Source organism: Pseudomonas sp. NLJ1 (assembly GCF_049486705.1).
GTDB lineage: Bacteria > Pseudomonadota > Gammaproteobacteria > Pseudomonadales > Pseudomonadaceae > Aquipseudomonas > Aquipseudomonas inefficax.
Genome location: NZ_CP137735.1, coordinates 5,082,058 through 5,094,376, shown reverse-complemented (window position 1 = coordinate 5,094,376; position 12,319 = coordinate 5,082,058). Strand labels below are relative to the sequence as shown.

Below are 12,319 nucleotides of genomic sequence, written 5' to 3'. Positions count from 1 at the left end.
GATTCCTGATCAAAGTGAATTAGCTGCACAGCACTGCAGCACGTACCGGGTCAAGGGATACGAGGGTTGCCAGCTGATGTTCCATTTGCCGCGCCAACGCAGGCCGGTCAGTGTCGTTGCGCTGGGCCTTCAAACGCAGCAGCTTGAGCAAGCGCGCCTTGACCTCGAAGAGCAGGTCAGGCTCCCAGTCGGCAAATGTGTGGCGTTGCGCGGCAGCGTCCAGCTCAGTGAACAAATGAATGGCCAGCTCGGCCTTGCCGCACTGCTCGGCCACTCGCGCCATCAGCAAACGCAGTAACCAACGCTGTCGCCCGGTCTGCACATCGGGCCGACTCGCCAGCCAGGCCAGCGCCTGCTCGACACCGTCAGCATCCGCTTGCGCCAGTGCCTCGGGTTCCAAGGCGAGTATTTCGCATGCGGCCGCCGGCAGTGCGGGGGCCGCTGCGGGCAGCCATTGTTCTGGGCGGTTACCGCTGACCTGCTGGTTGATCCACTCACGCGTGGTTTCATCAGCGAATGGCGAGCCATCGCTCCAACACAGCAGCTCCACGCCCGGCAGACGTTGCAGCAGCATGGCCAGATCGTGTTTGACGATATCCGCCCAGCTCTTGTGAGGCTCAGCCGATTTGCTCAGTGCCTGATGGAGGTACCATTGCAGATCCAACCAGAAGTGGTTGACGCCTTCGGCATACATTTGCTCGACCTGATCAATCAATTCGCTCCAGCTTTGCTGCAGGTGCAGGCGCTTGAGCTGAGCGCGATACTCGCCGCGAGGCGGCGCCAGGCGGGTAAACCCCTGGGCATTTTGCGGCGGCACCTGATGCACGGTGTCCCAACGCAAACTCTTCATCAGCCTATGCGCTGCCAGCCACCCTTCGGGTTGTTCGCGCAGGTAGCTGGCCAGGCCCCGGCCACTGTCCAGCAAATCGCGACCGGACTTGATGGGTGATACGCTCGGGCCAAGGGTGCTACTTCTCAGCGGTGAATCACTGCTGGTCTGCGGGACGATTGCATCAACACCTCCCGACACGGCGAGTCGGGTGTTGAGGGCGCCGTACAAGGCGTCCAGCCGCGGTCGCTGGTCTTCTGGCCAATGGCTGAAGCCGTGCTCCAACCACACCAACGCAGCCACCGTTCGCTCGGTTTCAGCCTTGACCACCTGAGGGTACAGCGACAGGCTTGCCAGGACCCTGCTGCCGGCAAGCCACTCCAAGGCCATCTTGCGGCTATTGGGGCGCACCGGCAGGATGTCGCAGGCATAGCGTTCCATCAGCGCCGCCAGCAAATTCAGGCCATCTGCCAAGCCGGCCTCACCGTCCCGGTGCAAGCGTGCCCACAGGTAGTAGGTGGCCACGCGAAGGTCTTTGCAGGACTGCTGGAGCAGCTTCTGCGCCAGTTGCGCCACAAGGTCCACATCCGCCCCGGAGAGTTTGTTGACCTCTTCGCGCATGCGCTGGAAATCGTCGTCGTAGCCTGGGTCCTCTCCCACCGGTACATCGCCGTTGATGGGCGTTAGCCAAGGCTCCCAGGATTCGCTGTGTTTGCGGGCAATGACCAGCGGCTCGCTGGCGGGCAAACAGCTTTCGACCAAGCTTTTCAGGCTCATTCGAAGCCCCCGTTCTGCGTGTACTGCGGGGTGTCTCGGCCCTCTGCCAGAAAGATCTCTCGCGGCAGGCTGAACCCGCGCAACTTGAGCAGTGCCAACGGGCCTTCGCCTAACTCCGTGCGCAAGTGCCAGGTCAGGCCCAGGCCATCTGGCGCATCCAGCACGACCCGAAAACGACTGTCGCCGTCATCCAGCGCCGTGACATTGGCCTCCTCCAGTAGCCGAATCAGCCCCCAGGTGCCCTGGTAATCCGCAAACAGACGTTCACCGGTGTGGACGCTGCTCCACGTCAGGCTGATGCCGGGATGGTCGCCCTGCCCGGGCCAGCGAAAGCGTTGCCAACTTTCTCGCTGGTTGAAGTAGTGATGCTTTTCACCGTTGAGTACGAAGGTGGTCTGCACCACATCACGCACAGGCTTGCCTTGCAGCTCGAAGCTCAAGCCCATACCGCCATCGGTGTACAGCACATCGGCCAGCTGACTGAGCTGATTGATCGCGGTGAGAAAGTCCGGGTTGAAACGCAGCCCCTGGCTTTGCCGCGCGTCGGCCACCCAGCGGCTGCCTTCCTTGCGCAGAAGCCCCGTGAGCTGCTGAGCCAGGAACTGCTCGATCCGCCCGGAATCGGCACGGATCATCTGCCCCAGCATGGGCAAGGAAGCATCACTGCTGGTGGCGGCGAAGGGATAACGGCCGCTGAAAGCGCCCTGCCACTCATCGACGATCGCGCGCTGCCACGCCCGGTTGAGGCCGGCCGACGACGGCTGCAGAGTCTGTTGCCATGCCTGATCCAGCGGCTCCACGAACAACGTATTAGCCGCTGGCCCCCAGTCGGCGCCGAGGCTGGCGGCGATCAGGTTGCCATAGGCCTGGGTATCGGTCAGGTCCGCGCCTTTGCCTTGGAATACCGTCTGCGCCAAGGTCTGAATCATCGCCTCGGGGTCGGGTGCATTGACGACCTGTTGCAGCTTCAAGCGCACGCCGGTGATCCGGGTAAGGAAGGCTTGCAGGCTCAGGCGGCCATCGACTGATCGCCCTTCAGACTCCTTGCCCAGCAACGCCATCAAGGGGCCAAAGGTGCTGTCGAGCGGGCCGCTGGGTGTTTGGGGAAGTTGATCGACGATCGGCGCTGCTTTTTGCCCCACCAACTTCTGTGCCGATTCGATCAGGGAATCGGCCAGGGCCTGACCACGAACGCCGGCCTTGCCCTGGTAACTCAGCGTGTTCATCAGGGCAATCAATGGCGACTGACGCACATCACTCATCAGCGTCAACTGTGCAATCACATCGCTCAGGCCATGGCCCTGCTGCCAGCGCAGGCTGTTGAGGAAGCCCAGCCAGGCACTGCTGTAATCCTGGAAGTAGCGTGCGGTCAACCGCTCCCTGAGTTGGTCGGGGCTCAGCGCCTTGGCGATGTCGTTAGGGTGGTCGCTGAGTACCCAGTCGATCTCTTCGCGCCGCGCTTGCGCCGCGTCTTCAATGGCTGCACGAACCTGCCCTTCCCACGCTTGGCGGGTGAATACACCGGGGACCTGTTCTGCACTGGCGAACAGGGCGCTTGCATCGGTGTCGCCGACCATCTGCTGCAAGCCCAACGCCGGGTAGTGGTTCGCCGCGGTGTCGAGGACTTGTTGGTAGAGGCTACTTTCAGCGTTTCGCTGACCTAGTTCACGCAGCAGCACCTGGCGTGTTTGGGCGATCAACCTGAGGTCGGCCTTGATCGCCCAGTCAGGGTGCTCGGGCAGATGCTGGCCGTAGAACGTCCACAGTGCCGGTTCGGTACCGCCCAGGGTCTGGGCCAAGAACGCGGCATCGGCCTTTTCCGGGCGCGCCAGCATCAGATAGGCTTTGAGGTAGTCGTACGTCTGCTGTGCCCGCTGAGAGCTCGCCGGAGGCAAGTTGACCAACGCCTTGAGCCGTTTTTCCAGCTCAGCGACGGCTGGGTCACGGAGCAGCTGGTTATTGGCTTGCATATAGAGCGGCCACACCACGTCACACAGCTCGTGCGACCGGTTCAGGCCAAAGCGCTGGTACCACGGTGCGCCGTGTTCTGATCGGTAGTCCAGGCGGGAGAGTTCGCGTACCAGCTCGCCCAGTGCCTGTTTGGTGTCGGTGCCTGCTACGGGCTGCTGCAGCGTCCTGTACGCCGCCGCGATCTGACCGACCTCGGCACGGTTGCTCGCAAACGACAACAGCAAGCCGATGCCCCAAATGAAAGCGAGGCCGAGCGCAGAAACGTAGGCGACTCTGGCTGGGTGCCAACCCAGTCGGCGGGCTCGGGCGGAGCGATCATTGAGGATCCCGGACCATGCTGGGTCTTCAGGCCAGTGATGATCCACGCGAAGGTTGTTCTGGAGTCGCAGCGGTAAGCTGAACCACACTCCACGCAACCAAACGTCGCGTCGCCGGAACAGCGCGGACAATGCAGCGCACCATCCGGAGACACCCTCGGTCGCAACATCGCGTGACAATCGAAGCAAGAAATCATGATCAGAGTCTTTTTGAAGCTGCGATAGACCCTGCTCACGTAAGGGTTGTGCGAGCATGCCTAAGTGGTCGGCGAGCCGCACTGGCGATAATGGTACCGGGAGCATGCAGCCTACCGCTCCGATTTCTCGCGCGTGCTGCGGCCACATACTGTCGCAGACCTGCCACACATGCAGCAGCAATTGGCAGCGAAGGGTTTTGGCCAGATTCTGCAAACGACGAACGCTATCGTTCATCGCGCTCACGTTATTGCTTTGGTCTTTGTTCAACACCCAGACCACCCCATTGAGCGCACGGTTGCGGCATAGGCCGCGCCACTGCAAAAGCAACGCGTCTTGCGGTTCACATTGGATGCTGCCGGCCCACAGCAGCACGGTGTTTTGCCCTTCCAGCCAACGCTGCTCGCTCAACCCAGGGGCAATCGCCTCGATCTGCTCAGACTCACCGACCACCAACAACAGTCGAATTTTGCGCCGCCAGAAGAAGCCGTAGCGTCCCTTCAAATGCGCCCTCAACTCGGGTACGCCGAATGGATCCTCAGCATTAGAAACCATGTTACTACCAGTCGAACGAGTCCAGTTGACTCCGTGCTTTTGTCCCATCAGAGCAATAAAATCTCTCGCGCCCAACATTCGGATAGCCAATTCGCCGACGCCATCGAGAAAGAGAAATATCAAACAGCCGATCAACAACACTGCTGACCATTGCAAGCGTGCAGTCTCACTCCTCACCTGCACTACGGGATTATCGACCCAGATCAATACCCCACCCGCAACGAGCAAACACAGGATCACTATCCAGACGCTGATTCTCTTCTTTTTCACGATCAATCCCTATTTCAAGATCTCATGCAGGCCGGACAATAAAAATTTGAGCAGAGGCATCGTGTAGCAGGACCACCTGCGGACCGTCCTCCGCCTTAGCACACTCACTAGCAACGATTAATGCGACATTACCTACTGCACATCCAGGCAAACCAAACGAATCATCCAATCGATGACACCTGGCCACGTTAAAAGGGAAACGTGCTGCATTCACAGCGATACTTGTCTCACGTAAAACGTCACCAGGCACCTGAGCCTGCCAACTGAAGTACGTTTCTTCTCCGGCACGCAGTTGCCCCCAAAGAAATGCATCCGTAACTGCATCCTTGATAGAGCGACCAGCGCACTCAAGTTGGACAGGGCGATGAACCAGGGCGATCGAATCAATTTTTTGCGTGTTACACCACTGCGAAGAGCCCAACAACACAGCTGTCACGGTCTCGGCCTGTTCAGCAACGGGGTTTAGAAAAAGATTAATTTCGACGGACACTAACAGTTGATGTCGTTCCGGCGCATCCAACCAAGTGTCCAGCCACATTACGCCATCATCGTCCATTGCAAAGACCACGTTATCAGTTAAACGGTGGCTGGTGGTAACTGCAGACCAAATCGACAGAAGCTCTTCATTGCAAATCACTTGGTTATGCCTGATACGAACATCCACAGCAAGACTGCGCACCCCGATCTCTAAATCAGACTCCAACCCACGTACAACTTGTTGTAAAAATCTATGTAAACGCTTAGCGTATTCGGACTTTGAGTGATTTTGTACCCACGGTTTTAATTGGCTCAACCGCATTGTCAAGGCTTGTCCTTCCAGAAAAATAGGTTGGAGAGGCTTACTACCCAAACGCAGGGCCTGAGCAAGTTTATTATTACCCGCCCCGGAACAATAGGATACGGCCAATACGGCAACCGTACGCTGGCCGCGCCGAATGAGTGACCGCTCCAACTCATCGCGACTCTCATTCCAACTCTCTATATAATCTCGATGTTTTTCGTACGCCAACAAACGCAGTGCGTAGCACACTAACCCGGTAATCAAAACTCCTAATAATGCGCAGATCCAAAACCAAAATGATGTATGCCAACTGTCCACCCGCCAAAGCAGGACCATCAACCCGCCAACTACGAGCGAACAAAGCAAGATGACCACACCCCATCGCCAGTGCCGAGGTTGCCGGGGTAGCAATCGCCTCTCGGGTAATGAGTTCAGGTCAACTGCCATCTCACAGCCTACCTGCTTGAGGAAGTGACGTGATCAACTCACAACCACAGGAGCAGCAATGACCGTCTAAAGCAATGGGCCGACCTTTAACTTTCGAACCTGTATCCCCCTCTGCTATTTCATTCACGCCGTGCCCAGGTATTGGGCAAAACACAGCATCACCTACGCAAGCGACATCAAGCTGCATAAATTTCAACCCACTGGTGCCGGCAAGTACCTTGCCTCCCGAAGACAGTTTGTCGCCAACACGAATAACTCCGCGCATATCAATAAGCACCCAATAATAAAATCACTACCCGCCTTTCAGGCAGCCCAAATTCAAATGCCCCCTGAAATATAGAGCTCACCGCTACTCAATCCGATTGTCACTATTAACAACACACCTAGCCGTTTTATCGCCCAACACAATCATTTTATGTTCAAATGCATAACCATGCGGATTCTCAGGGGTTCTGTGCACATTCACTCCTCCTCCCCAGCTTGGATTGGCATATGCCTGACCACGTGCAACTTTTGTATCCCGGCCATAGTAGTCCTTGGTCACTGGTGTTTCCGGCCCCTGAGGGTCAATGTCAGGGGAGTACTGATAATAATTTTCGTCATACCAATCCTTGACCCACTCCAGCCCATTATCCGACATGGCATAAAGGCCCAACGGATTGGGAGGAAACCTGTCTACCGGCAAGGGCGTAAGCCCGCCCGTGCTCCACCCCATTTGTCTAGCAAAATCCTCACGATCTCGATAAGTAGAAATGTTAATTCCTTTCGGCCCTCCCCCATATTTAGTAAAACCATCATTTGTCTGCTTATAAGTACCGTCATCAGTGGCCACCATCAAAAACTGCCCGCGGCTGCGTGCCGCGTACTCCCACTGGGCCTCAGTGGGTAATGAGAAAGGAAGATTGGACACTTTAGCCAGCCAGTTGCAATAGCGGTCGGCTTCATACCAGTCCATATGCGCTGGCAAATTAGGTAAAGAATGAATGTTCTTCCACTTTTCCTGTATCCCCCCCACTTCAAAAGAACGCAACTTAAGACCAGTGCTTTTAAGATACATCTCAAACTCTTTATTTGAGATCTTAAATCTTGCAATAGAAAAGGTACTCAACTTGACCTTATGTACTGGCCGGCTATCTCCATCACTATCATAAGACATTTGCTCCGACCCATACTCCAAGCCATAATCCCCCATCAAATATTCACCACCCTCAACAAACACCAAGTCCCTTTTTACTTCTTCGACAAAATGCTTCATCTCTATCGGCGTTATCCCGAGTTCCTTATAATCAACTCCGCTCGCCAACTGGTCACAGCCTGACAAACTCAAAAAAACCAAACAAAATATAGACACCTTAAAAATCTTCACGACCACTCCAATTAGATTTACTCAGACAATATCCGCACTACAAGGACCAAACTTGCAGCGTCGCGGGTAATTCGGATTACGACCAACGTTTAGCTTATAATAGACTGTATCATTCATAGCGAGCGCATAACCAGAAGAACCAAACTCCTTCAACCGATCATAAATTATGGCCAATTCGCTTCGCTCATATTTTATTTCATAGAATTCTCTGTCTCGATCCCTCCCTAACTCAAGAAAGTCTACCAAGCTTCGCTCATGCCGCTCGACGGCGTCCAACTCATCGTATCCCTCTGATGGGCCATTCCCTTGCGCATTGACACGAGACAATACTTTATGCCACTCCGGCTTGCTCTGAATACTTCTGAGCACACAAAGCACCGCCTCTTTTCGTTCGCCGTAGCGATCGAGAAACCCTATGTTTCCTGGATCTATATTATCCCACTTACCATGACGCGTTAGAAGGTGAAGCAATATACCCTTAGCTTCAGGTGTGTAGCGCAACAGATCCAACTGTCGAGTGATAACATTTTTAGCTAACTGATTCCGTCGTCTCGAAGCATCAATACTCTTCTTCGTCTCATCAGCCAATTCACCAACCTGTTTTGTGAAATCATCTGCAATGTTTTCAATTGATTTTTTTACGAGTGAGCAATACTCATATACATTAGCTTCAACTACCTCCATTTGCATAACACAATACTTCGTATACACACTAAATGCTTCCTTATCCATGACTTTAAAAAAACCATAATCCCTTTGGTTCAGTTGATAAATCAACCAAGCACCGAACTCCAGAAAGGTATTGCCATCCACCTCACAAATAAAGCCACCTTTGGCACCCGCCCCTTTGCATAGAGAGGCTGCAAAACTAAAACAAAACTTCCCATTAATAAAAGTACAATAAAAACTTAAGCCGGCGCCCACCCCCGCCAACCCTGCAATGCTGGGTCCTATTTTACAAAAATCGACGTACTCTCCAGTAGTCTCCAGTATACCGCCATTTGTTTCCCCTGCCGCTGTCGGCTTTAACCATTGCAGTGATCCCGTCAGTGTTCCTTCCGCCCTCGCACCCGCAAAAGCTTCTGCCGAAAGTTTTATCCCTTCATCTTCACTGTTCATCTGCTGATGAAAATCGTAAGCTTTGCTTTTTCTTTCACTGAAAGGTCTCAAACGACCAGGTTGGCCCATGACGGTTTGCTGGTCACCACTCCTGACCACCTGGAATTGAGCCTCCACCTGAAGCGTCGCTCCAATAAATGCGGCCAAGCGAACGTTCAAACTTAGGCGCATCATCCCTAAGTCAAACGGGACCTCGTTCCCATCAGAGGGATTAACTGTAAGCCTCCATCCGATGCGATCCGGGGCGTAAATTGAAAAGGACGCTATGCCGGCAGCCGCAGTTAAGCTGCCGCCACCCTCTCCTTTGATGGAGAATTGTTGCTTACGTGGATCAATTTCAACATTTGCGCCGAAATTGGAAACAAAGCGCATAAACTGTGCTCCACCCTCAAAATCAATATGATCCCCCCACGTTGCCTCACCTTGTGCGGCAGCATTCCAGCTATCCGCCCAGTCAAAAAGTGAACAATCCATACTCAGCGCCTCAGGATCAAAACCAAGGCCTGCCCATTTAACAACATCCTTCAGATCAATTTTTATTTTTGGCCAATTCAATCCGGCAAGTTGCCTCTTAAGCTTCTTGTCGTCTATGCGTCGAATTTTTCCATCACTGCGTCGCTCAAAGATACTTTCAGCGCCGCCTTTTTTGTCACTACTTTTCAACGACACAGTATGGAGTTTTCTGCCATCCTTGCCTTTACTGTAGTAACCTTTTTTTACATAAACTACAGGCGCTCGTTTCTCACCAGCTTTTCTTTTAGCAGTCTGCCCCCTAACAGGAACAAGCTCCACAACATCATTATATTTCATGTCTTGGGTAGAAAACTCACCAATTTTTTCTTTTAACTTTTCTCGCTTCAACTCCAAATTTTTCTCAGCTCGCACTACAGCGTCATTAAATGACGCCTCAGGCGCTGCTGTGGTTTCTGCAGCAATTCCATATTTTTCAATTGCAACGGAGTAATTAATTTTTTCCTGATGAAAATCATTTACGCACTGCTGCATTTCCTTCCAATGCGCCTCAAACTCTGCAGCCTCACTGTCAGCAATAAAAACCAACTCCTCGGTTTCCGGACAAAAATAACACTGTACCGATTGATGATGAGCCACTACAACGGGTTTACTTTTGCAAACCCTGCTCTCTGCTACCAAGATATCCGCTCCGCCCATTTCCTATCACTCCGAAGTTACTCAAAGAATAACTTTATGCTTTGAAGATCAATTCCATAGTGGGACTGTGTATAACCATTCCCATCTGTCATGCCTCTCAGCACGCTGCCATCGGCAGCTTCAATTCGATACCGTACGTAAGGTTTTGGCTTGTCACTGACTTTATCTCTAACTTGAAAGCCACCTTGCATGGGATTGCTGTAAACAGGATCTTCCAGAATCATCGGTGCCAGGGCCTTCTCCAGTGAGGCAGTGCCTCCCCAAGCGATATTGTCATTCTTGATATGCAGTTCACCCGGGGCACCGATCTCAACAGATCCGTCTTTTATCTTGATATAGGCACCTCTGCTAACCAGAGTGATGCCGTGTTGGGCATTGAGAACGATCTCGCCATTACTGCTATTTAAAGCAAGTTCCTTGTCTGCTTGTAACGTCATCGCATCGCTTTGTGCCTGAATGTCCACAGGGCCACGAGCCGCAATTAATCTGAGCCCTAACTTTTGGGCGAACAGACTGATTGCCTCACCTGCGGCCACGCTAAAACGTTTGAATAGGCTGAAGTCAGCACTATCACCAGCCGTAGCTGTAATAGAGTTTTCTGCCGATAGTTGGATGTTTGCAGGTGTAACCATAGCTATCCCGGCAGGTGCCGAGGCAAGGAGTCCCGCATCTTTGAGCCGCGCCAATGCCTCCCGCAGGCTCTGTTGGGCCTGATTATCAGCTGGTAATGCTCCCGACACAGCTGCGCTTTGTGCCAGTGCGTTCACCAATGCCAGAGCGTTATTGAGCTGAGCCAACGCTGCTCCCATCTCCAGCATTGTCCCTCGGGCTTGAGGCTGAGCATCAGCACTGATGAAGATGCCACTGCCGCCACGGATCGCGGCATGCCCATCGGTGCGCAGTTCCGCGCCCTCCCCGCGAGGCCGGCGATCGGCATCGACCAGATGCCCGAGATTTAGTTGAGTCTTGCCACTGTGCTCCGTACTGAGCTTGATGTGCTCCTGCCCACGCGTATCGTCCAGGCGGAACTTGTTGTTGGCCGGGGTGCGCAGCACATTGCGTTTGTAGTTTCGCAGCGTCACGTGGTCGGGATGTTCACTGTCGTGCAACGCATGAGCGATGTAGGGGCGGTCCGGGTCGCCTTGTTCGAACGCCACCGCTACTTCGGTACCGCAGATCAACGGCAGGTGCAGGCCATGAGTGTCCCCCGCATAAGGGCGTGCCAGACGTAGCCAGACACTCTCCTCGCCTGCCCGCCAGTTGTCCCGGTCGAACAGGAAGTTGACCCGGTAACGTCCCTCCATATCGATATGGCCGTAAGGATCATTTTTTTGGGTACTGGTGACTCGCGCCGGCACCGTACCGGCGATCTGCGGCTTGCTCAGCAAGCTTGGCCGAAAGCCTATCGTCTCCGAGTAGGGAATCGCGTCAAACTTGGCTTCCAGGCTCCGATCGCGAGCTGCCTCGACGGTCAAATGCGTGATGACCACGCCAGGTTCGAAGACCTGTGGCGCCCCGTCAGAGACCGTCAGCACTTGCCCTGGGGCCAGCCTCACGCTGCTGCTGACACCGTTACAACGGGTCTGATCGTTGAGAAAGCGCTCATGATTCAGGCGTGCATAGAAGTAGCCGCTTTCGCTGAGCAGGTCCTCATCCTGGTCAATTGCGTCACCCAGCGCGGTATAGGGCTCACCGTAGTGATAGCCTTCGCCGTACGTAGTGGTGGCACCCCGGCTGTGATCAACCTCACCATCCAGGAAAGCAGCCGCGTCCCGGTGGTGATACGCCCGCACGTTGATGTGCTGTTCCACTACCTGATGCTCAACCTGCAGCGCCCACACGCCGTCCTGCCCATTGCTGGTCAAGCCCGACAGGGGCCGATGCGGCAACTTGACGCCAAACTGGTAATGCCGTTGATGGTCGTGAAACTCGACCACATCAATGTAAAGCCGATCGTCGTGGGTGAAGCGATACCAGATGCCGACTTCCGCCAGCAGACGGCTGATGAAAGTCAGATCGCTCTCACCGTACTGCATGACCTGTTCACGCTTGGGGTATTCGCGCGCCAGGTCGAACACGAAGTGCTGCCCTTCCAGCTGATGGCGACTGCGCAGGATGCTTTCAACAATCTCCGGTACCGACTGATGCTGATAGATCCGGTACTGCTTGCCACGTCCGAGCAATGCCAGGTGCGCTTCAAGTGCGACTTGGTAGCGGGCTTCATCCCGGGAGCCGGAGACACGCTTGAAACCCGTGATCACGCCATGCACTGTGCGTGATGCCCCGTCAGGCATTGGAAGCTGAGTGGTCAGTTCAGACTTGCCCAGATAGAAGCTGGCATCTTTCCCGAGGATTTGCGCCGCCTCGATATCCTGTTCTTGGGAAGTGAACGCAATGGTGTACTTGAATGGCTGGCTTAGCCATTCCTCGCCTTTGAATGACAGTACATCCAGTTCGGCCGTAAGGTCTTCAACTTCTAGCTGATAGCGGTTGTGGCTGGAACCCATTATTGGCGTCGCCAT

The 12,319-nt window shown here is 54.4% G+C and carries 7 protein-coding genes; all 7 read right to left on the bottom strand.

All coding sequences use genetic code 11. The features are described from left to right. Window positions 1-19: 19 nt before the first annotated feature. The 7 genes from tssA to R9B85_RS22930 all read right to left on the bottom strand — a co-directional run bounded on the left by tssA (window position 20) and on the right by R9B85_RS22930 (window position 12,319). Window positions 20-1,606: a type VI secretion system protein TssA gene (tssA, locus tag R9B85_RS22960; RefSeq protein ID WP_423770607.1), complete on the bottom strand. Its 1,587-nt coding sequence runs from the start codon at window positions 1,604-1,606 to the stop codon at window positions 20-22. Next, window positions 1,603-4,644, bottom strand: coding sequence for an ImcF-related family protein (locus R9B85_RS22955; protein WP_254466102.1), 3,042 nt, complete (start codon window positions 4,642-4,644; stop codon window positions 1,603-1,605). The genes tssA and R9B85_RS22955 overlap by 4 nt, the downstream gene beginning before the upstream one ends. A 292-nt stretch (window positions 4,645-4,936) precedes the next feature. After that, complete coding sequence (locus R9B85_RS22950; protein WP_313854157.1) at window positions 4,937-6,070, bottom strand: hypothetical protein; 1,134 nt, start codon at window positions 6,068-6,070, stop codon at window positions 4,937-4,939. Between the two features lie 73 nt (window positions 6,071-6,143). Then, window positions 6,144-6,407 (bottom strand): PAAR domain-containing protein, encoded by a 264-nt coding sequence (locus R9B85_RS22945; protein WP_115274372.1) that lies wholly within the window; start codon window positions 6,405-6,407, stop codon window positions 6,144-6,146. 84 nt (window positions 6,408-6,491) lie between these two features. After that, window positions 6,492-7,508, bottom strand: coding sequence for a formylglycine-generating enzyme family protein (locus R9B85_RS22940; protein WP_254466104.1), 1,017 nt, complete (start codon window positions 7,506-7,508; stop codon window positions 6,492-6,494). A 21-nt stretch (window positions 7,509-7,529) separates the two neighbouring features. Beyond that, on the bottom strand, window positions 7,530-9,797 hold the full coding sequence (locus tag R9B85_RS22935; RefSeq protein ID WP_423770606.1) for a hypothetical protein: 2,268 nt from the start codon (window positions 9,795-9,797) through the stop codon (window positions 7,530-7,532). A gap of 17 nt (window positions 9,798-9,814) precedes the next feature. After that, on the bottom strand, window positions 9,815-12,319 hold the full coding sequence (locus R9B85_RS22930; RefSeq protein ID WP_423770605.1) for a type VI secretion system Vgr family protein: 2,505 nt from the start codon (window positions 12,317-12,319) through the stop codon (window positions 9,815-9,817).

Coding starts and splice junctions, on each gene's coding strand:
- tssA (WP_423770607.1), bottom strand. CDS start 1,606: ATGAGCCTGAAAAGCTTGGTCGAAAGCTGTTTGCCCGCCAGCGAGCCG.
- R9B85_RS22955 (WP_254466102.1), bottom strand. CDS start 4,644: ATGGTTTCTAATGCTGAGGATCCATTCGGCGTACCCGAGTTGAGGGCG.
- R9B85_RS22945 (WP_115274372.1), bottom strand. CDS start 6,407: ATGCGCGGAGTTATTCGTGTTGGCGACAAACTGTCTTCGGGAGGCAAG.
- R9B85_RS22935 (WP_423770606.1), bottom strand. CDS start 9,797: ATGGGCGGAGCGGATATCTTGGTAGCAGAGAGCAGGGTTTGCAAAAGT.
- R9B85_RS22930 (WP_423770605.1), bottom strand. CDS start 12,319: ATGGCGACGCCAATAATGGGTTCCAGCCACAACCGCTATCAGCTAGAA.